The organism is Paracoccus fontiphilus, assembly GCF_017356265.1.
Taxonomy (GTDB): domain Bacteria; phylum Pseudomonadota; class Alphaproteobacteria; order Rhodobacterales; family Rhodobacteraceae; genus Paracoccus; species Paracoccus fontiphilus.
Genome location: NZ_JAFNAW010000009.1, coordinates 26,748 through 46,817, shown reverse-complemented (window position 1 = coordinate 46,817; position 20,070 = coordinate 26,748). Strand labels below are relative to the sequence as shown.

The window sequence follows — 20,070 nt, the reverse complement described above, 5'->3', positions numbered from 1 at the left end:
TTACTCCAGAATGACGCCCGCTTCGCGCATCTCGGCGCGGGCGCGGTCGCGGCTGCCGTTCAGGTCGATGGCGCGGGTCGCCCCCTCGATCACGGTGGCGGAAAAGCCCAGGCGGGCAGCGTCGACCGCGCTCCAGGCGACGCAGAAATCATGGGCGAGGCCGGCGAAGGACAGGTCGGAAAGGCCGCGTTCGCGCAGGTATCCGGCAAGTCCCGTGGGCGTCGCATGGTCGTTCTCGAAAAAGGCGGAATAGCTGTCGATCTGCCGCCTGAAGCCCTTGCGGATCACCAGGTCGGCGCGGGACAGGTCCAGGCCGGGGTGGAAACCGGCGCCCGGCGTGCCGATCACGCAATGGGGGGGCCACAGCACCTGCGGGCCGTAGGGCATGTCGGTCAGGCTGAACGGCGTGGCGCCGGGATGGTTCGTGGCGAAGCTGGCATGGTCGGCGGGATGCCAGTCCTGCGTCAGGACCACCGCGTCGAAACCGGCCATCAGCCTGTTGATCGGGGCCACGATCTCGTCCCCGCCCGCCACGGCCAGGGCGCCGCCGGGACAGAAATCGGTCTGCATGTCGATGACGATCAAGGCCCGTGCCATTCCGTCCCTTTCCGGTGATTGTGACAATGCCTAGAAACTGACGGGCACGGGGTCAATGGTCCTGTCTTGAAAGGGCAGCCGATGCTGGCTATGGCCCGGCCATGCCCATCGTCGCCGCCTTGTATCATTTCACCCGCTTTCCCGACCCCGCTGCCCTGAAGGGCCCGCTGGCCAAGGTCGCCTGCGCGAACGGGGTCAAGGGCACGCTGCTGCTGGCCCCCGAGGGGATCAACGGCACCATCGCCGGATCGCGCGAGGGGATCGACGCGGTGCTGTCCCATATCCGCGCCCTGCCGGGATGCGCGGCACTGGACTGGAAGGAAAGCACGGCCGAGGCGATGCCCTTTGGCAAGATGAAGGTGCGGCTCAAGCGCGAGATCGTGACGATGGGCCAGCCCGATGTCGATCCGCGCGCTGCCGTCGGCCGTTATGTCGATCCGGCCGACTGGAACGCGCTGATCAGCGCGCCCGACGTGGCGGTGATCGACACCCGCAACGACTACGAGGTCGCCGTCGGCACCTTCGCCGGCGCCGTCGATCCCGGCACCCGCAGCTTTCGCGATTTCCCCGCCTGGTGGCAGGCCAATGCCGACCGCTTCGCGGGCAAGCGCGTGGCGATGTTCTGCACCGGCGGCATCCGCTGCGAGAAATCGACGAACTGGCTGCTGTCGCAGGGGGTCGAGGAGGTCTTCCACCTGAAGGGCGGCATTCTGAAATACCTCGAGGAGGTGCCCGAGGCCGACAGCCTGTGGCAGGGCGAATGCTTCGTCTTCGACAGTCGGGTCAGCCTGACCCACGGCCTGCAGCAGGGCCGCCACGGGCTATGCCACGCCTGCCGCCGCCCCTTGGCCCCCGAGGACCGCGCCCGCCCCGAATACGAGGAAGGCGTTAGTTGCCACCGCTGCGTCGGGGAATACGACGAAGCTGACCGGGCGCGATTCCGGGAACGGCAGCGGCAGGTCGCGCGGGGCGAGTTGTTCGCAGGCTATGATACGGATAATCCTGCACGTTTTTCTTCAAACTAGAAGAGTGTATTTCTTGATCCGGACAAAAGGCCGTGCATAGTCCGGCAAGATGTCCTTTGACGGATTGGAGAATTTTTAGATGCGCTTGATAACTGCTGCCCTTTTTTGCGTGACATGCATGACGGCACCGGTTTTCGGATCTGATTTCCAGATCGATTTTTCGTGGAACGGATTGGCAAGCTGCACGACCGGGAAGCCGAAAACGGTGCCCAATCCGGCTTTCGCGGTCAAAGGCCTTCCGCCTGGCACACAGGTGGTCGAGTTCAAGCTGACGGATCTCGACGCCCGGTCCTACAGACACGGCGGAGGAGCCGTCGGTATCAGCACCGACGGGACGGTTCCGCCGGGTGTTTTCAAGTACAAGAGCCCGTGTCCCCCGAACGGCAGCCATACTTATGTCTGGACCGCCACTGCCAAGGATCAGGCAGGACGAGAAGGGAAGGTACTGGGTACTGCTCAAGCCTCCCGGCAATATCCCGAGTGATTTCAGGAACCGGATCGGAAGGAAGCCTGCCTGTCCGACGGGGTGCGGGCTTCCTTCTGGCATCCATTGAACGCTGCAGCGACCTCTCCGTAGCGCCTCCTTTCAGCGCCCCGTCCCCAACCCGCCGGCGGAAATCGCCGCCATGTTCAGGATGTCGTTCACCGTTGAGGTGGTCGAGCAGATCTGGATGGGCTGCGGCACGCCGGTCAGGATGGGGCCGATCACCGTGGCGCCCGCCATTTCCTGCATCAGCTTCACGCTGATGGATGCCGAATGCCGCGCGGGCACCACAAGCACGTTGGCAGGCCCGGTCAGGCGGCTGAAGGGATAGCGCGCGGCCGATTCCATGTTCAGCGCGACGTCCACGGTCATCTCGCCCTCGTACTCGAAATCGACGCCGCGACGGTCCAGGACCTTGGGCGCCTCGGCCATCTTGATCGCGCGCTCGCTGACCGGATAGCCGAAGTTCGAGAATGACAGGAAGGCCACGCGAGGCTCCAGCCCCAGGCCGCGCGCCACGGCGGCGCCGCGAACCGCGATGTCGGCCAGATCCTCGGCCTCGGGCCATTCATGGACCAGCGTGTCGCCGATCAGCACGATCCGGCCCTTGTGCAGCACGGCGGTGATGCCCACCGCGCCATCCTGCGGGCGCAGGTCGAAGACGGTGCCCAGTTGCGCCAGCACCGGCGCGTTCTTGCGGGTGGCCCCCGTCACCAGTCCGTCGCCATGGCCATGCGCCAGCATCAGCGCGGCGAAGACATGGCGGTCGCGGTTGGCCAGCTTGTGCGCGTCCTCGCGGTCCACGCCCTTGCGTTGCAGCCGGGCATACAGGAACTCGTGATAGGCATCGAGGTGGCGCGAATTGGCGGCGTTGACCACCGTCAGTTCGCGCACCGCATCCGCAAGGCCCACCGCTTCCAGTTTTTCCTTCACGTCGGCCTCGCGGCCCACCACCAGCGACTGGCCCATGCCGCCGCGCTGCCAAGCGACGGCGGCGCGCAGCACGCGGGGGTCGTCGCCCTCGGCGAAGATCATGCGGGCTTGGCTTTGGCGGGCACGGGCATGGATGCCCTGCAGGATCGCGGCGGTCGGGTCCATACGGTTCTTCAGCGACTGGACATAGCCGTCCATGTCGATGATCGGGCGGCGGGCGACGCCGGTATCCATGCCCGCACGCGCCACCGCCGGCGGCACGACATGGATCAGGCGCGGGTCGAAGGGCGTCGGGATGATGTAGTCGCGCCCGAACTGCAGCTTGCGGCCATAGGCCACGGCGACCTCGTCGGGGACATCCTCGCGCGCCAAGGCCGCCAGCGCCTCGGCGCAGGCGATCTTCATCTCGTCGTTGATGGCGCGGGCGTGGATGTCCAGCGCGCCGCGGAACAGGTAGGGAAAGCCCAGGACGTTGTTCACCTGGTTCGGATAGTCGCTGCGTCCGGTGGCGACGATGGCGTCGGGGCGGACGGCATGGGCGTCCTCGGGCGTGATCTCGGGATCGGGGTTCGCCATGGCGAAGATGACCGGGTTGTCGGCCATGCTTTCCACCATCGCGGGCGTCACCGCGCCCTTGGCCGACACGCCCAGGAACACGTCGGCGCCCTTCATCGCGTCTTCCAGCGTGCGGGCATCCGTCACGACCGCATGGGCCGACTTCCACTGGTTCATTCCTTCAGTCCGGCCCTGGTAGATGACGCCCTTGGTGTCGGCCATGATGCAGTTCTCGTGCCGCGCGCCCATGGCCTTCAGCAGTTCAAGACAGGCGATCCCGGCGGCGCCCGCGCCGTTCAGGACGATCTTCACGTCCTCGATCTTCTTGCCCGACAGTTCCAGCGCGTTCAGCAGGCCCGCAGCGCAGATCACCGCCGTGCCGTGCTGGTCGTCGTGGAAGACGGGGATGTCCATCATCTCCTTCAGGCGCTGCTCGATGATGAAGCATTCGGGCGCCTTGATGTCCTCCAGGTTGATGCCGCCGAAGGTCGGACCCATCAAGCGCACGGCGTTGATGAATTCGTCCGCGTCCTCGGTGTCCAGCTCGATGTCGATGGCGTTCACGTCGGCGAAGCGCTTGAACAGCACTGCCTTGCCTTCCATCACCGGCTTCGAGGCCAGCGCGCCCAGGTTGCCCATCCCCAGGATTGCGGTTCCGTTGGAGATCACGGCGACCATGTTGCCCTTGGTGGTGTAATCGTAGGCCGTCTCGGGCCGATCGGCGATGGCTTGCACGGGAACGGCCACGCCCGGCGAATAGGCCAGCGACAGGTCGCGCTGCGTGGTCATGGGGGTGGAGGCGACAATGTCGAACTTCCCCGGACGCGGTTCCATGTGATAGGCCAGCGCCTCCTCGGGGGTGACGCGGGCGCTGCGAGAGGTCTTGTCGGTCATGGGCGATCCTCCGGGGGGTGGTGGCCCCGTTTAACGTTGCGTCACGACCGGCTCAACACGCTTTCCACGCGAAGCTTTGTCGCGCGGCGGCGCCGAATGCCCGTCAGATCGAGATGTTGACGAAGCTTTCGCGCAGGGCGGCCGACCACGCCGCGCTCATCCGGGCGAAGTCCGGGTCGCCGTCCAGGATGCGCCGCCGCGACGTCACCGCGCAGGCGTCCCGTTCGATGATCGCCAGGTCCAGCGGCATCCCGACCGACAGATTCGACCGCAGGGTCGAATCCATCGACAGCAGCACCGCCTTCTGCGCATCCGCAAGACTGGTGGCGGGCGTCACCACGCGGTCCAGGATCGGCTTGCCGTACTTGTGCTCGCCGATCTGCAGGAAGGGGGTGTCGTCCGTCGCCTCGATGAAGTTGCCCTCGGGATAGATCAGGAACATCCGCATGTCGCCGCCGCAGCGCTGGCCCGCGACGATCATCGAGGCGGATGCCTGCTGGCGCAGGTCGCGGCATTGCTCGGCGATCTCTCGACGCGTGCGCGACAGGGTGTCGCCGATGATCGTGGCGACCTGCAGCATCGTCTGGGCCTTCATGATCGAGGTCGTCTCGTCCGCCATCTCGTCATGGATGGCCTCGGTCAGGCGGGCCAGCGTGGTCTGCGTGACGGACAGCGACCCGGCGGTCATCACCACAATGGCGCGTTCGCCCAACTGTTCGAAGAAGAACATCTTCCGATAGCAGGCGATATTGTCCAGGCCCGCATTGGTGCGCGTGTCCGACAGCAGCACCAGTCCGGCATTCAGCTTCAAGCCGACGCAATAGGTCATGGCTGTGTCTTTCCCGTCATGATCGCGTTGCAATCTAAAGGCGCAGCCATCCGGTCGCAATCCGTCCTTTCGGGAACAGGGGCGCCCCACTCCCATGCCCTTTGCCTTGGTCCAAATATCCGCAGGGGTGAATTGGCCGCAGGCCAAGAGGGGGCGGCAGCCCCCTTCTTCAGCTTTGCGTCTGGCTCTGACTCTGGTTCTGGAAGCGCTCGACTTCCTCGACATTCACCGCGACATCCAGCGTCTCGATCCCCTGGCCCGCCGCGATCCCCCGGATCGGCGCCGCATCGGATGCATCCAGCCCCGATCCCAGCCGGACATAGCGTTCGTCGGGGCAGCAGCGGTTGGCAGGGTCGAAGCCCACCCAGCCCAGGCCCTGCACGTGAAGTTCGGCCCAGGCATGGGCGGCCTCGTGCGCTTCACCCTCGGCGGTGCTGTGCAGATAACCCGAGACATAGCGCGCCGGCAGGTCGCGCAACCGGGCCACCGCGATCAGCGCATGGGCATGGTCCTGGCAGACGCCCTCGCCCTGCTCCAGGGCCTCGGCCGCGGTGGTGTGGAACGCGGTCCGGCCCGGAGCATAGGCGATGGCGTCCGACACCGTGGCCGACAGCCGATGGGCCAGATCCAGCGGATCGGCGGCATCCGTGGCCAGGGCCGCCAGATCCCGCAGCCCTGCATCCGCCCTCGTGGCCGCCGTGTCGCGCAGGTAGGCAAGCGGATGGATCAACTCGCGATGCCCCCGCAGCACGCCCGCCGTGTCGCGCGTCTCGATCCGGCCAGAAATGGTGACGACCACCTCCTCGGTCGGACCGCGCACGGTCCAGCCCTCGATCCAGTCGCCCGCGCCGTCCCGGAAGCCAGGGCCGCGCGCGCCGCCGGACACGTCGATCGCCCAGTCATGCGTGCGCTGGCCCTCGAAGGCCGAGGGCGTCAGCCGCAAGCTTTGCACAAGGTTCCGGACCGGCCGGTCATAGCGATAAGCCGTCTGATGAAAGACGCGCAGCTTCATCACGATCCCCCCAGCAGGTAATCCTCGTGCACCAAGGTCGAGATCGTGCCGATCTCTCCGATGAACCAGGTCAGGAATTCATGCAGGCCTTCGTCGAAGATCATGTCGATGTCATGGGCCTGCAAGCGGCCCAGGACCTCTCGGGCCTTGTCCCGCGCGGTCGTGGGCACCGTCTCGCCATAGCGCTTGGCGATGCCCTCCAGGTTCCACACCGCCTCGTACAGCGAGGTGATCAGCGACCGGGGGCTTTCGCCGTTCAGGATCAGGAAATCCGCGACCCGTCCCGCCGTGATGTCGCCGCCATAGGCCCAGTGATAGGCCCGGTGCGCCGACAGCGCCCGCAGGATCACCTGCCATTGATAGGTGTCCAGCCCCGATCCCACGAACTCGATCCGGGGCAGCAGGACGTAATACTTGACGTCCAGCAGCCGCGCCGTCGCATCCGCGCGTTCCAGCCCATAGCCCAGGTTCATGAAATGCCAGCCGTCGTTGCGCAACTGCGTAGCGTTGATCGCGCCCCGCACGGTCGAGGTGTGGCTGGTGGTGAAATCCGTCAGCGAGGCCGTGTCCAGCTTGCCGCGCGGCGTCTTTTCCAGCTTGCGCAGATCCTGATAGGTGACGTTCAGCGCGTCCCAGACCTGGCTGGTCAGGGCGGTGCGCACGATGCGGCCCGCCTCGCGGGCCTTCTCGATGCAGGACAGGACCGAGGACGGGTTCTGGCGGTCGAAGAAGATGAACTCCTCGATGTTTTCCTGGCTGACCTCGCCGTATTTCTTGGCGAACAGGGTGGCGGTCCCCGATGCCTGCAGAAGCGAGTTCCATTCGTTCTGATAGCCCGAGGCGGTGTTGGGCAGCAGCGTGATGCGCTGGCCCACGTCCAGCAGGCGGGCGGCAGTGTCGGCGCGTTCCAGGTGGCGGCCCATCCAGAACAGGTTGGCGGCGGTGCGGCTGAGCATGGCTGAAACCCCCCTTATTCCGACAAGACCCAGGTGTCCTTGACGCCCCCGCCCTGCGACGAGTTCACGACAAGGCTGCCCTCGCGCAGCGCCACGCGGGTCAGGCCCCCCGGCACAAGCTCGATCCGGTCGCCGCACAGGCAGTAGGGGCGCAGGTCCACATGGCGCGGCGCCAGCCCTTCGGCGACAAAGGTGGGGCAGGTGGACAGGGCCAGCGTCGGTTGGGCGATGTAGTTGCCGGGATTGGCCTCGATCTTGGCGCGAAAGGCCTCGATCTCCTCCCGAGTGGATTTCGGCCCGACCAGCATCCCGTAGCCGCCCGAGCCATGGACCTCCTTCACCACCAGGTCGGGCAGGTTCTCCATGACGTATCTGTAGTCGTCGTCCTTCCACAGCGTCCAGGTCTGGACGTTCTGCAGCAAGGGCTCCTCGCCCAGATAGAAGCGGACCATCTCGGGGACGAATGTATAGATCGCCTTGTCGTCGGCCACGCCCGCGCCCGGCGCGGAACAGATCGACACCCCGCCCGAGCGATAGACATCCATCAGCCCCGGCACGCCCAGCATCGAATCGGGGCGGAAGCACAGGGGGTCCAGGAAGGGATCGTCGATCCGGCGATAGATCACGTCCACGCGCTTCGGCCCTTGGGTGGTGCGCATGAAGACGAACTCGCCATCCACGAACAGATCCGCGCCCTCGACCAATTCGACACCCATCAGGTTCGCAAGGAAGCTGTGCTCGTAATAGGCGCTGTTGAAGTGGCCCGGCGTCAGGATCACGCAGGTGGGCCGGTCCTGGCACTTGGCGGGCGCGACCGACTCCAGCGTGCGGCGCAGAAGGTCGGGATACTGGTCCACCGGCTCGATCCGGTTGCCGCGGAACAGGCCCGGGAACATCCGCATCATGATCTCGCGGTTTTCCAGCATGTAGCTGACGCCCGAGGGCGTGCGGCAGTTGTCCTCCAGCACATAGAACTGGTCCTTGGCTGTGCGCACCAGGTCGATGCCGATGATGTGGGAATAAACGCCGCGCGGAGGGACAACGCCGACCACGGCCTTCTCGTAGGCCTCGTTCTGATAGACCAGCCGGGCGGGGATGCGGCCCGCGCGGACGATCTCGGCCCGGCCATAGACATCGCGCAGGAATGCGTTGAGCGCGCGCGCCCGCTGCTTGATGCCGCGTTCCAGACGGCGCCACTCGGCCTGCTCGAAGACGCGGGGCATCATGTCGAAGGGAATCAGCCGGTCCGGGTCGCCGCCCTCGCCATAGACCGCGAAGGTGATGCCGATGCGGCGGAACAGGGCCTCGGCCTCGGCCTGCTTCATCTGCCGGAAGTCGGCCGGCATCGTCTCGACCCACTGGCTCAGGCGCGCATAGGGCTCGCGGACCCGCGACCCCTCGTACATCTCGTTGTAGTATGACATCCATCCACCCGCTGACACCGGACCCTTCACAGGCCTTCTTTCCCCTTGATGATCGGAGACGGTTTTTGCCAAGTCCACAAAGGAATGGCGCTTGCTGCGCGAAAGTTCCGCAGGGGCGGGTCAAGGCATGGGCAGACGACGACCCCCGCCCAGGCGTATGCCGAAGTTTTGGGCAGGCCGGGATTTAGGAAGGGGGCCGGCCTGAAAGGATAGCCCTGCTTACCGGATGGTAACGTTTTTCCCCTAGGGCTGTGAGGGCAAGCCCAGAGGAACGACATGCCCAAACTGATCATCAACGAAACCGAAGCCCAGATGGTCGTCATCGTCGATGAAGCGCGCATCGACGCGGCCATCGCCACCCGGTTCAAGGATCGGCTGCGGGAAATCGTGCTGCGCGGCAGGAAGCCGGTCCAGCTGGACATGCGGCGCGTCGATTTCATGGACAGTTCCGGCCTGGGGGCGATGATCGCCGTCCGCAAGGCCCTGCCCGAAGCCCTGCCGCTGGTCCTGGACGGGCTGACCCCCAATGTCGAGCGTGTGTTCCGGCTGACGCGGATGGATGGTGTCTTTGACATCCGCCCCGTCGCCACCCAGCAGGAGTAGAGTAACGATGGCCCATACCGAACGGCAGAATGCCGGACCCGATCCGCGCCCGGCGACACGGGTTCGACCGATGTTCCACCGCGTGCTCCATGCGGACCCGCAGGAGGTCCGCCGGGCGCTGACCGACCTGCGCGCCCGCTTCGCCCCGGCGATCACGGCCGACACCCTGGGGCGGCTGGAGCTGGTCCTGGCCGAGGTGATGAACAACGTGGCGGAACATTCCGCGACCCAAGGCGTCGGCTCGGGGGCGATGCATCTGTGCATCGTCATGCAGGATGGCGGCCTGTCCTGCGCGATCACCGATGACGGCGGCAAGCTGCCCGCCGATTGCCTGAAGCCGCGCAACCTGCCCGCGATCGACCCCCTCGACCTGCCCGAAGGCGGATTCGGCTGGTTCCTGATCCAGGGCCTGACCCAGTCCCTGTGCTATTACCGCGAAGACCACCGCAATTGCCTGGCCTTCACCGTGCCCTATCAGCAGCTCAGTTGAGCGGCCCCATCAGCGGATAGCGGCCGTCCTCGAAATCGCCGAACATCTCGAACACCTCGGGATGATCCAGCGGTTCGCCCGAGTGGTCGGGAACCAGGTTCTGTTCCGAGACATAGGCGACGTAATAGGTTGCCTCGGTCTCGGCATAGAGATGGTAGAAAGGCTGGTCCTTGGCCGGACGCGCATCCTCGGGGATCGAATCGTACCATTCCTGGGTATTGGCGAATTCGGGGTCCACATCGAAAATCACCCCGCGGAACGGACGGTTCCGATGACGGACCACCTGACCCAGGCCGTATTTTGCGATGCGATGATGTGCCTGCATGAATGTTCCACTGCGCTGTCGGGACAGGACTGACGGGTGTTCTAATCCCGGCGGACGATTCTGTCCACCAGATCACCAGCATTTGCACGATTTCCACGCAACGGACGCGACGCAAAGGCCACAGGCCGGGGCATCAGTCCGCGGGGGACGCGCCCGCGTCGCCGGCCAGCAGGGGCACGGTGGACATCGACATCTTGGCCGACCCCTCGCTCAGTTCGCTGGCATGGGCCAGGTAGATCAGCACCTGGTTCTTGGCATCATAGATCCGCTTGATCCGCAGCGACTTGAACAGAAGCGAGCGGCCTTCGCTGAACACGTCCTCGGACCTGCCGGGGCGCAGGGTGCTGACATCGACAGGGCCGGTGCGGGCGCACTGGATGGCGCTGTTCGACGGGTCCTCGAACCAGTTGCCCTGGCTCAGCCGGTCCAGGACCGAGCGTTCGAAATAGGCCAGGTGGCAGGTCACGCCGCCCACGACGGGATCGGCGACGGCCTCGATGACGATGTCGTTGCCGACCCAGTCGACGCCGACCTTCGCCACCTCCTCGGCCCCGGCCAAGGTGGGCAGCATCAGCAGGGCAAGGGTGGTCAGTCGCATGGCAGATTCTCCGGCTTCAACGGCACGCGCCCGTCATCGGTCAGCAGATGAACGGCGCCCTTTTCGATGACCACCGCGCAAAGCGGACGGCCATAGGCGGCCCCGCCATCGACGTTCAGGCGATTGCCGTAATGCGTGGCGGTCTGGATGGCGGTGTGGCCATGGATCACCAGCGGGCCATGATCGTGCAGGCTGTTGAGAAAGCCCTGCCGAATCCAGACCAGATCCTCCTCGACCTGGTCCTGCAGATCGACCCCGGGCCGGACGCCGGCATGAACCACGAGACCCAGCGGGTGCAGGAAATAAAGCGGCAGCGAGGCCAGAAAGGTCGCATGTTCCGCCGGCACCGCGCGCTTGGCCTCGGCCAGCATCCGCTCGGGCGGCAAGGCGGTGTCGACGCCATAGGATCGCAGCGTCTCGGGCGCGCCAAGGCCGGAATGCAGCGTCCAGTGCAGCTTCGAGCTGAGCCCCGGATCGACCCAGTCGGGCTGCAGCAGGTATTGCGGCAGGAAGCGGTCATGGTTGCCGCGCGTCACGGTCCAAGGCCGCCCCTCGGCCTGACCGGCCATCAGGTATTCGACGACACCGCGGGAATCGGGGCCCCGGTCGATCAGGTCGCCCACATGGGCGATGACCGCGTCCCGGCCGCCGTCGCGGAAGATGCGGTCATGCGCGGCCTTCAGCTTGTCCAGATGCCCGTGGACATCGCCAATGACATACAGTCGCATGGTCGCCCCCGCTGCGCCGCGCGGCGAACAAGGCCGCGCCCCCTTGCGTAAGGGGACGCGGCGGGATCGTCAAACGGCGAACTGCAAGCGGCGGGCCTGCAGGAACTTGCCGGTGTTCTGCAAGGCGGCCAGGGCGGCGTCGCTGATCGGCTCGTCCAGGTACAGGATCGCGATGGCGTCATTGCCCTGCGCCGACCGGCCCAGGGTGAAGTTCGCGATGTTGACACCCAGATCGCCCAGGGTCGTCCCCAGCGCGCCGATCACGCCCGGCACGTCCTTGTTGCGGGTATAAAGCATGTGTTCCCCGACCTCGGCATCGACATTGATGCCGCGGATCTGGATGAAGCGCGGCTTGCCGTCGCTGAACACCGTGCCGGCAATGGACCGTTCGCGCGTGTCGGTGACGACGGTCAGCTTGATGTAGCCCTCGAACACGCCCGCCTTGTCCTGCGTGGTGGTGGCCACCTGCACGCCGCGTTCCTTGGCCATGACCGGCGCCGAGACCATGTTCACGTCCGGGTTCGTGGCCTTCATCACGCCCGCGATGACCGATGCGTTCAGCGCGTTCAGGTTCATCGTCGCGGCCACGCCGTCATACAGCACGTTGATCGCCTTGACCGGCTCGTCCGTCATCTGGCCGACAAAGGCGCCCAGATGGCCGGCCAGCTTGATCCACGGCCCCATCACGGCGGCCTCCTCGGCCGTGACCGAGGGCATATTCAGCGCGTTCTGAACCGCGCCGGTCAGCAGGTAATCCGACATCTGCTCGGCCACCTGAAGGGCCACGTTCTCCTGCGCCTCGGTGGTGGATGCGCCCAGGTGCGGGGTCACGACGACGTTCGGCAAGTTGAACAGCGGGCTTTCCGTGGCCGGCTCGACCGCGAAGACGTCAAAGGCGGCGCCGGCGACGCGGCCGTCCTTCAAGGCCTCGGCAAGCGCCTCCTCATCGACCAGGCCGCCGCGGGCGCAGTTGATGATGCGCACGCCCGGCTTCAGCCTGGCGATGGCCTCGCGCGACAGGATGTTCTTCGTCTTCTCGGTCAGGGGCACGTGGAAGGTGATGAAATCCGCGCGGCCCAGCAGATCGTCCAGTTCCACCTTGGTCACGCCGATCTCCTTGGCGCGTTCGGGCGACAGGAAGGGGTCATAGGCCAAGACCTTCATGTGCAGCCCCAACGCGCGGTCGATGACGATGGACCCGATATTGCCCGCGCCGATCACGCCCAGGGTCTTGTTGAACAGCTCGACCCCCATGAAGCGGTTCTTTTCCCACTTGCCCGCATGGGTGCTGACGCTGGCCTCGGGCAGTTGCCGGGCCACGGCGAACATCATGGCGATAGCGTGCTCGGCGGTCGTCACGCTGTTGCCGAAAGGCGTGTTCATCACGATCACGCCCTTTTTCGACGCCGCCGGGATGTCCACGTTATCCACCCCGATCCCGGCGCGGCCGATCACCTTCAGGTTCGGCGCACTCTCCAGCAGCTTTTCCGTCACCTTCGTTGCGGACCGGATCGCCAGGCCGTCATACTGCCCGATCACGGCGGCCAGCTTGTCCTTGTCCTTGCCCAGGTCGGGCAGGTAGTCGACCTCGACCCCGCGGTCGCGGAAGATCTGGACGGCGGTTTCCGACAGCTTGTCGGAGACGAGAACCTTCGGCATGTCAGTTCATCCTTTCATGGTGCATCCGGGCACAGCCTCGCGGATGCCGTTTCATCTTGGTGAAAATATCCTGCAGGGGGTCCGGGGGACGCAAAGTCCCCCGGCTTTCGCTTACGCCTGCTCGGCCAGTTCCGCGCGATAGGCCCATTCGATCCAGGGCATCAGTGCCGCGACATCGCTGGTCTCGACCGTCGATCCGCACCAGATCCGCAGGCCTGCCGGCGCATCGCGATAAGCGCCCGCGTCCAGGGCCACGCCCTCTTTCTCAAGCCGCTTGGCGACAGCCTTGGCGAAGGCCGCACCGTCCGTGATGGCGGGATCGGTAAAGCGCAGGCAAACGCTGGTGTTGGATGCGGTGGCCGGATCGGCGGCCAGATCGGCGATCCAGTCCTTGTCCGCGATGAAGTCGCGCACGGCGCTCGCATTGGCATCCGCCCGGGCGATCAGCGCCTTCACACCGCCCAAAGACTGCGCCCATTTCAGCGCGACCAGGTAATCCTCGACCGCCAGCATCGAAGGCGTGTTGATCGTCTCGCCCTTGAAGATGCCTTCGATCAGCTTGCCGCCCTTGGTCATGCGGAAGATCTTGGGCAGCGGCCAGGGGGGGGTATAGGTTTCCAGCCGTTCGACCGCGCGCGGCGACAGGATCAGCATCCCGTGCGCGCCCTCGCCTCCCAGGACCTTCTGCCAGCTGAACGTGACCACATCCAGCTTGTCGAAGGGCAGGTCCATGGCGAAAGCGGCCGAGGTCGCGTCGCAGATCGTCAGGCCTGCGCGGTTGGCGGGGATCGCATCGCCGCTGGGCACGCGCACGCCGCTGGTGGTGCCGTTCCAGGTGAAGACAACGTCCTTGTCGAAGTCGACTTCGGCGAAATCGACGATCCGGCCATAGTCGGCCTTGCGGACGGTCGCATCCAGCTTCAGCTGCTTGACGGCATCCGTGACCCAGCCTTCGCCAAAGCTTTCCCAGGCCAGCATCTCGACGGGCCGTGCGCCCAGCAGCGACCACATCGCCATCTCGACCGCGCCGGTGTCGGAACCGGGGACGATGCCGATGCGGTAGTCGGCGGGAACGCCCAGGACCTCGCGCGTTAGGTCGATCGCCTCGGCCAGCTTCGCCTTGCCGACGGCGGCACGGTGCGAGCGGCCGAGCGGGGCGTCCGCCAGCAGGTCCAGATTGTAATGGGGGATCTTGGCGCAGGGGCCAGAGGAAAAGCGCGGGTTTGCCGGGCGCGCCACCGGGGTCGTCAGGTCTTTCATGACTAGCCTTCCAGCTAAAAGCCCTTCGTTGGGGAAGGGTGTCCCGCCGCCGGACATACGCGGGACCGCGCCTTTTGGCAAGACGGAATCAGCCGTAGTCGCGCGCGCCGAAGATGGCCGATCCGACGCGCACATGGGTCGCGCCCTCGGCGATGGCGGTTTCGAAATCCGCGCTCATGCCCATGGACAGGTTCGGCAGCCCGTGATCCGCAGCCAGGCGGCGCAGCAGGCGGAAATGAGGCAGGGGGTCGGCGTCCTCGGGCGGGATGCACATCAGGCCTTGGGGCGACAGGCCGAGGTCGCCGCAGGACGACAGGAAGACCGGCAGTTCGTCAGCAAGAATGCCGGCCTTCTGCGGCTCGTCCCCGGTGTTGACCTGGATGAACAACTGCGGGCTTCGGCCCTGGTCCGCGATCTGCTGGGCCAGCTTGCGGGCCAGGGTCATGCGGTCAAGGGTGTGGATGGCGTCGAACAGTTCCACCGCCGCCTTGGTCTTGTTGGACTGCAGGGGGCCGATCATGTGCAGTTCCACGCCCGGAAAGCGGGCGCGCCAGCCGGGCCATTTGCCCTGCGCTTCCTGCACGTAGTTTTCGCCGAAGACGCGGTGGCCTGCGTCCAGCACGGCGGTCACGCGGCCCTCGGGCTGCACCTTGCTGACCGCGATCAGCGTGACGCTTCCCGGGGCGCGCCCGGCCCGTTCCTCGGCCGCGCTGATGCGGCGCCTGATGTCATCCAGTCCCATGACGCGACAAGACAAAAAGAAAAGAGCGGGCGCAAGGCCCGCTCCTCAAGTTTGACGTCCGATCCGGGGATCAGAAGTCGAAGCGCACGCCCATGTCGGCGGTCACGCGCTCTTGGTAGTCGCGCTGGATCGAAGCACCCAGACGGGCGCCGCCCAGGTCGTAGTTGACGCCGATACCGAACGAGTTGTCGGTTTCTTTCGCAGCCCAGTCACCGCTGTTGTTGGCGATATAGGCTTCGATGTTGGTCAGGCCGTCGGCCAGGGTGTAGTCGCCATACAGGGCGACGGTGTTGCCCAAGTCGTCGTTTTCAGGATCGAAATCCGGGTCGCTGGAGGTCTGGCCTTCGTAGTCGCCGGCATCGCCGTTGTCGATCCAGTTCAGACCGATGCGGGCGTTTTCCATGACGGCATAGCGGGCGCCGACGAAGTACACGTCGTGGTCGTCATTGCCAGCGCCGTTCAGAGCGAAGCCGCCCGACAGTTCCAGACGCTCGTTCCAGGTGTAGTCCACCGAGAAGCTGTATTCTTCTTTGACGTCGCCGAACAGGTCCGCGTCTTCGACAGTGCCGGTCTGATCCGGGTCGATGTACGACGCGCGAACTTCGAGGTTGTCGAGAGCATACGACGCAAAGACGCCCAGGCGGTCCTCATCGGCATAGGCTTCGCTTTCGTAGGCGAAGAAGGCGCCCAGGGCGTTGCCGCCGACCGAGCGGTCGTACGAACCCAGTTCGGTGGCGTAGAGCAGGCCGGCCGAGTCCAGAGCGGTTTCGGTGTTGCCGACTTCGACGGTCAGGCCGCTGGAGGTGATATACAGCTTGCCGGCGTTCAGTTCACCGGCGTTATCGCTGTTCTGGTCCCACTGGATGCGGAAGCGGGCACCGAAGTCAACGCCTTGGTCGGTCGAGGTCGCGGCGTCGATGTTCATCCGCAAGCGCGAGATCACCTGGGTGTCGCTGCCTTCTCCGCCGAAAGCGTCGAGGCCGGTCTGCTGAGCGTCTTCGTAATAGATCACGCCGGTGCGGCCGTAACCCGAGATGGTCACGTCGGCGGCGGCGGCACCGGCGATCAGAACCAGCGCGGTGGAGGCGATAAGAGCCTTTTTCATGGTCAAGTTCCCTCTTGTCTCTCTGATGCCCAAACCGGCATTACCGCCTTGGGTATGCTGCCTTGTTTCCCCCGTCCGTTCCCATGATGCAACGGAATCGCGCTGTGGGGGCGGCTGTGGCTAAGTCTGTGATGCACAAGGGCCACACCTTCTTGTGAACGCCCGCCCGCCCGGCCGGGAACGCCCGGAGCAAGGCGCTTGTGGGGCGGGGGCGATCCGCGCTAAAGCTGGCGCCGACAAGAAAGACGCCGACAAGGACGGGGGACCGCATGAAAACCGCACAAGCCGCGCGCCTGATGATCGCAGCGACTCTTTGCGCCGGGCTTGCCGCTTGCGGCGGCGGCAATGGCGGGCGGAACAGCGGGCCCAACGACGGCTCCGACATGAGCCCCGAGGTTCGCAAGACCACCATCTGGGATGTCTTCGAGGGCTCGGAAAATCCCAACAACACGGTCGGCGTGAACAAGTACCTGTGGAACGCCAGCCTGGAGGTGCTGAACTTCCTGCCGATCCAGACCGTGGACCCCTTCACCGGTGTCATCCAGACGGGCTATGGCACGCCGCCGGGCGGTGGGCGGTCGTATCGCGCGACGATCAAGATCGCCGACCCGGCGCTGGACGCGCGCAGCCTGAAGCTGTCGCTGCAGGGACCGGGCGGCGCGGCAGTGGAGCCCGGCACCGTCCGCGCGGTGGAAGACGCGATCCTGACCCGCGCGCGCCAGTTGCGCATCCAGGACGGCCGGCTTTAGGGCGTGGCGGGGTAGAACCCCGCCCTACGGGCTGGACCCGACAGGGGGCGGCGTATAAACCGAGGCGCGACGAATGACGCCAAAGGTCCGCACGATGCCCTATGATCCCTCCAGCACCGAATCCCGCTGGCAAGCCGCCTGGGCGGATGCGGGCAGCTTCACCGCCACCCGCGACGAGCGGCCCAAGTATTACGTGCTGGAGATGTTCCCCTATCCCTCGGGTCGCATCCACATGGGCCATGTGCGAAACTACACGATGGGCGACGTGGTGGCGCGGTTCAAGCGCGCCCAAGGGTATTCCGTGCTGCACCCGATGGGCTGGGACGCCTTCGGGATGCCCGCCGAAAACGCCGCGATGGAACAGGGCGGCCACCCGCGCGACTGGACTTATGCCAACATCGCCACGATGCGCGACCAGTTGAAGCCGCTGGGCCTGTCCATCGACTGGAGCCGCGAATTCGCCACCTGCGACGACGACTACGTCCATCAGCAGCAGGCGATGTTCCTGGACATGCTGGAGGCGGGCCTCATCACCCGCAAGTCGGCGCAGGTGAACTGGGACCCGGTGGACATGACCGTGCTGGCCAACGAGCAGGTCATCGACGGCAAGGGCTGGCGGTCGGGCGCCACGGTGGAACGGCGCGAGCTGACGCAGTGGTTCTTCCGCATCTCGGATTATTCGGACGAGCTGTTGTCGGCGCTGGACGGGCTGACCGGCTGGCCGGACAAGGTGCGGCTGATGCAGTCGAACTGGATCGGCAAGTCGCGTGGCTTGCAGTTCCGCTTCGAGACGGTCGACGCGCCCGAGGATTTCGCCGCGATCGAGGTCTACACGACCCGGCCGGACACGCTGATGGGCGCCAGCTTCGTCGCGCTGTCGCCGGATCATCCGCTGGTCCGCGATCTGGCGGCGGCGGACCCGAAGGTCGCGGCCTTCATCGAGGAATGCCGCAAGATCGGCACCACCGAGGAAGCCATCGAAACCGCGCCCAAGCTGGGCTTCGACACCGGCCTGACCGTGAAGCATCCGCTGGATGACGGCTGGCACCTGCCGATCTGGATCGCGAACTTCGTGCTGATGGACTACGGGACCGGCGCGATCTTCGGCAGCCCCGCCCATGATGAACGCGACCACGAGTTCGCCACAAAATACGGCTTGCCGATCCGCGCGACCTTTGGCGAACGTGGGATGTCGCTTGAACAGGCCGATGCGAGGGTGGCCAAGGCACCTTTCGTGCCGCTGAAGTCCGAAACCGTCACCTATGTCCGCGGCTTCGCGGGCGAGGCGGACCAGACGGGCGAGGCCGCCGTGGACACCGCCATCGCCCATGCCGAGGCCAATGGCTATGGCGAGGGCGTGACCAAATTCCGCCTGCGCGACTGGGGTATTTCCCGGCAGCGCTACTGGGGCTGCCCGATCCCGGTCCTGCATTGCGAGAAATGCGGCACGGTGCCCGAGGCGAAGGGGAACCTGCCGGTCCTGCTGCCGCAGGACGTGACCTTCGACGTGCCGGGCAACCCGCTGGACCGCCACCCGACCTGGCGCAGGGCCACCTGCCCTCAATGCGGCGGGGCTGCGCTGCGCGAGACGGACACGATGGACACCTTCGTCGATTCGTCCTGGTATTACGCGCGCTTCACCTCGCCCCATGCCGCGACCCCGACCGACCGGGCCGATGCGGATTACTGGATGAACGTGGACCAGTATATCGGCGGGATCGAGCACGCGATCCTGCACCTGCTGTATTCTCGCTTCTTCGCCCGCGCCATGGTCAAGACCGGGCATCTGCCGGAAAGCGCGAAGGAGCCGTTCGATGCGTTGTTCACGCAGGGCATGGTGACGCACGAGATCTACAAGACGACCGACGACCGCGGCCGCCCGGTCTATCACCTGCCCGAGGATGTGACCGACGGCAGGCTGGCCGACGGAACGGCGGTCGAGATCATTCCCTCGGCCAAGATGTCGAAGTCCAAGAAGAACGTCGTGGACCCGGTCAACATCGTGCAGTCCTTCGGCGCCGACACCGCGCGCTGGTTCATGCTGTCCGACAGCCCGCCCGAGCGTGACGTGGAATGGACCGCTGCCGGGGCCGAGGCCGCGAACAAGTTCTTGGCCCGCGTCTGGCGTCTGGCCGACGAGGCCGGGGAAGGGGGCGAGGATCCCGACCTGACCCGCGCCGCGCACCGGGCGATCAACGACGTGACCAAGGCCATCGAGGGTTTCGCCTTCAACAAGGCCGTCGCCAAGATCTATGAACTGGCGAACGCCGTCGGCAAGTCGAAGGCGGGCGGAGAGGCTCGCCGCGCCGCGCTGCGGATCATGGCGCAACTGATGGGGCCGATGGTGCCGCATCTGGCGGAAGACGTCTGGACCATGGCGGGCGGGCAAGGCCTTTTGGTCGATGCGCCCTGGCCCAAGGCGGACCCGGCGATGCTGGAGGATGACACGGTGATCCTGCCGATCCAGATCAACGGCAAGCGCCGGGCCGAGATCAGCGTCGCCAAGGACATGCCCAAGGACCAGATCGAGGCCATGGTGCTGGCGGACGAAACCGTGCGCCGCTTCCTGGAGGGTGCCGCGCCCAAGAAGCTGATCGTGGTGCCGGGGCGGATCGTCAATGTGGTCGCCTGACCGGCGCACCGCCTTGCTGGGTCTTCTGGCGGTGGCGGGCTGCGGGCTGACGCCGGTCTACGGCCCGAACGGGGCGGGCCAGCGGCTGTTCGGCAAGGTCCGCCCGCGCGATCCCCAGACCTATCAGGATTTCGCCTTCAACCGCCGCCTGGGCGAACGGCTGGGGGGCGAGGGCACGGATTACGACCTGGATTACCGCATCACCGTGGGCGTCGTTCCCCAAGCCATCACCACGGACGAGGTCACGAACCGCTATTCGCTGAACGGCACCGTGGATTTCGCCCTGACAGACCGGGCGGGAGGGGTGCTGGTGCAGGGCCGGGTCAGCAACTTCACGTCCTATTCGACGACCGGCACGACCATTGCCACGCTGGCCGCGGAAGGCGATGCCCGGTCGCGTCTGGCCGAGATGCTGGCCGACCAGGTGGTGACGCGGCTGCTGGCGGCATCCGCGCAACTGCCCGGATGAT

20 protein-coding genes are annotated in these 20,070 nt (G+C 65.9%); 7 read left to right on the top strand and 13 right to left on the bottom strand.

Features of this window, described 5'->3' with window-relative positions; translation table 11 throughout:
- The gene (gene pncA, locus J0F76_RS05290) at window positions 1-597 is read right to left on the bottom strand and encodes a bifunctional nicotinamidase/pyrazinamidase (RefSeq protein ID WP_207466498.1); all 597 of its coding nucleotides are present in this window, start codon (window positions 595-597) and stop codon (window positions 1-3) included.
- Between the two features lie 101 nt (window positions 598-698).
- Between pncA and trhO the strand changes: the two genes are divergently transcribed.
- Window positions 699-1,622 carry an oxygen-dependent tRNA uridine(34) hydroxylase TrhO gene (gene trhO / locus J0F76_RS05285; protein ID WP_207466496.1) on the top strand — a complete coding sequence of 308 codons (924 nt, stop codon included), beginning with the start codon at window positions 699-701 and terminating at the stop codon, window positions 1,620-1,622.
- Window positions 1,623-1,740: 118 nt separating this feature from the next.
- Entirely contained in the window at window positions 1,741-2,106 is a 366-nt protein-coding gene (locus J0F76_RS05280) for a hypothetical protein (RefSeq protein ID WP_207466494.1), read from the top strand.
- Between the two features lie 102 nt (window positions 2,107-2,208).
- Here J0F76_RS05280 and J0F76_RS05275 read toward each other — a convergent pair whose 3' ends face one another.
- The 5 genes from J0F76_RS05275 to J0F76_RS05255 all read right to left on the bottom strand — a co-directional run bounded on the left by J0F76_RS05275 (window position 2,209) and on the right by J0F76_RS05255 (window position 8,709).
- Entirely contained in the window at window positions 2,209-4,488 is a 2,280-nt protein-coding gene (locus tag J0F76_RS05275; RefSeq protein WP_207466491.1) for an NADP-dependent malic enzyme, read from the bottom strand.
- Between the two features lie 103 nt (window positions 4,489-4,591).
- Window positions 4,592-5,317: an Ntn hydrolase family protein gene (locus tag J0F76_RS05270; protein WP_207466489.1), complete on the bottom strand. Its 726-nt coding sequence runs from the start codon at window positions 5,315-5,317 to the stop codon at window positions 4,592-4,594.
- A 169-nt stretch (window positions 5,318-5,486) separates the two neighbouring features.
- Window positions 5,487-6,329 carry a transglutaminase family protein gene (locus J0F76_RS05265; protein ID WP_207466487.1) on the bottom strand — a complete coding sequence of 281 codons (843 nt, stop codon included), beginning with the start codon at window positions 6,327-6,329 and terminating at the stop codon, window positions 5,487-5,489.
- On the bottom strand, window positions 6,329-7,285 hold the full coding sequence (locus tag J0F76_RS05260) for an alpha-E domain-containing protein (protein ID WP_207466485.1): 957 nt from the start codon (window positions 7,283-7,285) through the stop codon (window positions 6,329-6,331). Before J0F76_RS05260 ends, J0F76_RS05265 begins: the two co-directional genes overlap by 1 nt.
- Before the next feature lie 14 nt (window positions 7,286-7,299).
- Entirely contained in the window at window positions 7,300-8,709 is a 1,410-nt protein-coding gene (locus tag J0F76_RS05255) for a circularly permuted type 2 ATP-grasp protein (RefSeq protein WP_207466483.1), read from the bottom strand.
- Between the two features lie 276 nt (window positions 8,710-8,985).
- On the opposite strand from J0F76_RS05255, the gene J0F76_RS05250 reads away from it, so the two are divergent.
- Window positions 8,986-9,312 (top strand): STAS domain-containing protein, encoded by a 327-nt coding sequence (locus J0F76_RS05250; RefSeq protein WP_207466480.1) that lies wholly within the window; start codon window positions 8,986-8,988, stop codon window positions 9,310-9,312.
- A gap of 7 nt (window positions 9,313-9,319) precedes the next feature.
- The gene (locus J0F76_RS05245) at window positions 9,320-9,802 is read left to right on the top strand and encodes an ATP-binding protein (protein WP_207466478.1); all 483 of its coding nucleotides are present in this window, start codon (window positions 9,320-9,322) and stop codon (window positions 9,800-9,802) included.
- Here J0F76_RS05245 and hspQ read toward each other — a convergent pair.
- From hspQ to J0F76_RS05210, 7 genes are all read right to left on the bottom strand, one after another.
- Entirely contained in the window at window positions 9,795-10,127 is a 333-nt protein-coding gene (gene hspQ / locus J0F76_RS05240; RefSeq protein ID WP_207466477.1) for a heat shock protein HspQ, read from the bottom strand. The genes J0F76_RS05245 and hspQ overlap by 8 nt on opposite strands.
- Window positions 10,128-10,260: 133 nt before the next feature.
- The gene (locus tag J0F76_RS05235; RefSeq protein ID WP_207466475.1) at window positions 10,261-10,725 is read right to left on the bottom strand and encodes a CreA family protein; all 465 of its coding nucleotides are present in this window, start codon (window positions 10,723-10,725) and stop codon (window positions 10,261-10,263) included.
- Window positions 10,716-11,453, bottom strand: coding sequence for a metallophosphoesterase (locus J0F76_RS05230; RefSeq protein WP_207466473.1), 738 nt, complete (start codon window positions 11,451-11,453; stop codon window positions 10,716-10,718). Before J0F76_RS05230 ends, J0F76_RS05235 begins: the two co-directional genes overlap by 10 nt.
- 69 nt (window positions 11,454-11,522) lie before the next feature.
- Window positions 11,523-13,112: a phosphoglycerate dehydrogenase gene (gene serA / locus J0F76_RS05225; RefSeq protein WP_207466471.1), complete on the bottom strand. Its 1,590-nt coding sequence runs from the start codon at window positions 13,110-13,112 to the stop codon at window positions 11,523-11,525.
- Between the two features lie 111 nt (window positions 13,113-13,223).
- A complete protein-coding gene (locus tag J0F76_RS05220; protein WP_207466469.1) occupies window positions 13,224-14,372 on the bottom strand; it encodes a phosphoserine transaminase in 1,149 nt (382 codons plus the stop codon).
- Window positions 14,373-14,460: 88 nt separating this feature from the next.
- Window positions 14,461-15,114, bottom strand: coding sequence for a YggS family pyridoxal phosphate-dependent enzyme (locus tag J0F76_RS05215; RefSeq protein ID WP_207466467.1), 654 nt, complete (start codon window positions 15,112-15,114; stop codon window positions 14,461-14,463).
- A gap of 70 nt (window positions 15,115-15,184) precedes the next feature.
- Entirely contained in the window at window positions 15,185-16,219 is a 1,035-nt protein-coding gene (locus J0F76_RS05210; RefSeq protein ID WP_207466466.1) for a porin, read from the bottom strand.
- A gap of 269 nt (window positions 16,220-16,488) precedes the next feature.
- On the opposite strand from J0F76_RS05210, the gene J0F76_RS05205 reads away from it, so the two are divergent.
- The 3 genes from J0F76_RS05205 (at window position 16,489) to lptE (ending at window position 20,069) form a co-directional block, all read left to right on the top strand.
- Window positions 16,489-16,968 (top strand): DUF3576 domain-containing protein, encoded by a 480-nt coding sequence (locus tag J0F76_RS05205; RefSeq protein WP_207466463.1) that lies wholly within the window; start codon window positions 16,489-16,491, stop codon window positions 16,966-16,968.
- A 94-nt stretch (window positions 16,969-17,062) separates the two neighbouring features.
- Complete coding sequence (leuS, locus tag J0F76_RS05200) at window positions 17,063-19,600, top strand: leucine--tRNA ligase (protein WP_207466461.1); 2,538 nt, start codon at window positions 17,063-17,065, stop codon at window positions 19,598-19,600.
- Window positions 19,587-20,069, top strand: a complete 483-nt coding sequence (gene lptE, locus J0F76_RS05195) for an LPS assembly lipoprotein LptE (protein WP_207466459.1) — start codon at window positions 19,587-19,589, stop codon at window positions 20,067-20,069. The genes leuS and lptE overlap by 14 nt, the downstream gene beginning before the upstream one ends.
- Window position 20,070: the final 1 nt, after the last annotated feature.

Excerpts from the sequence above, each read along its gene's own strand:
- J0F76_RS05245 (WP_207466478.1), top strand. The coding sequence starts at position 9,320 with ATGGCCCATACCGAACGGCAGAATGCCGGACCCGATCCGCGCCCGGCG.
- J0F76_RS05270 (WP_207466489.1), bottom strand. The coding sequence starts at position 5,317 with ATGACCTATTGCGTCGGCTTGAAGCTGAATGCCGGACTGGTGCTGCTG.
- pncA (WP_207466498.1), bottom strand. The coding sequence starts at position 597 with ATGGCACGGGCCTTGATCGTCATCGACATGCAGACCGATTTCTGTCCC.
- J0F76_RS05250 (WP_207466480.1), top strand. The coding sequence starts at position 8,986 with ATGCCCAAACTGATCATCAACGAAACCGAAGCCCAGATGGTCGTCATC.
- serA (WP_207466471.1), bottom strand. The coding sequence starts at position 13,112 with ATGCCGAAGGTTCTCGTCTCCGACAAGCTGTCGGAAACCGCCGTCCAG.
- J0F76_RS05215 (WP_207466467.1), bottom strand. The coding sequence starts at position 15,114 with ATGGGACTGGATGACATCAGGCGCCGCATCAGCGCGGCCGAGGAACGG.
- hspQ (WP_207466477.1), bottom strand. The coding sequence starts at position 10,127 with ATGCAGGCACATCATCGCATCGCAAAATACGGCCTGGGTCAGGTGGTC.
- J0F76_RS05255 (WP_207466483.1), bottom strand. The coding sequence starts at position 8,709 with ATGTCATACTACAACGAGATGTACGAGGGGTCGCGGGTCCGCGAGCCC.
- J0F76_RS05210 (WP_207466466.1), bottom strand. The coding sequence starts at position 16,219 with ATGAAAAAGGCTCTTATCGCCTCCACCGCGCTGGTTCTGATCGCCGGT.
- J0F76_RS05280 (WP_207466494.1), top strand. The coding sequence starts at position 1,741 with ATGACGGCACCGGTTTTCGGATCTGATTTCCAGATCGATTTTTCGTGG.
- J0F76_RS05260 (WP_207466485.1), bottom strand. The coding sequence starts at position 7,285 with ATGCTCAGCCGCACCGCCGCCAACCTGTTCTGGATGGGCCGCCACCTG.
- lptE (WP_207466459.1), top strand. The coding sequence starts at position 19,587 with ATGTGGTCGCCTGACCGGCGCACCGCCTTGCTGGGTCTTCTGGCGGTG.
- J0F76_RS05230 (WP_207466473.1), bottom strand. The coding sequence starts at position 11,453 with ATGCGACTGTATGTCATTGGCGATGTCCACGGGCATCTGGACAAGCTG.
- J0F76_RS05220 (WP_207466469.1), bottom strand. The coding sequence starts at position 14,372 with ATGAAAGACCTGACGACCCCGGTGGCGCGCCCGGCAAACCCGCGCTTT.
- J0F76_RS05205 (WP_207466463.1), top strand. The coding sequence starts at position 16,489 with ATGAAAACCGCACAAGCCGCGCGCCTGATGATCGCAGCGACTCTTTGC.
- trhO (WP_207466496.1), top strand. The coding sequence starts at position 699 with ATGCCCATCGTCGCCGCCTTGTATCATTTCACCCGCTTTCCCGACCCC.
- J0F76_RS05275 (WP_207466491.1), bottom strand. The coding sequence starts at position 4,488 with ATGACCGACAAGACCTCTCGCAGCGCCCGCGTCACCCCCGAGGAGGCG.
- J0F76_RS05265 (WP_207466487.1), bottom strand. The coding sequence starts at position 6,329 with ATGAAGCTGCGCGTCTTTCATCAGACGGCTTATCGCTATGACCGGCCG.
- leuS (WP_207466461.1), top strand. The coding sequence starts at position 17,063 with ATGCCCTATGATCCCTCCAGCACCGAATCCCGCTGGCAAGCCGCCTGG.
- J0F76_RS05235 (WP_207466475.1), bottom strand. The coding sequence starts at position 10,725 with ATGCGACTGACCACCCTTGCCCTGCTGATGCTGCCCACCTTGGCCGGG.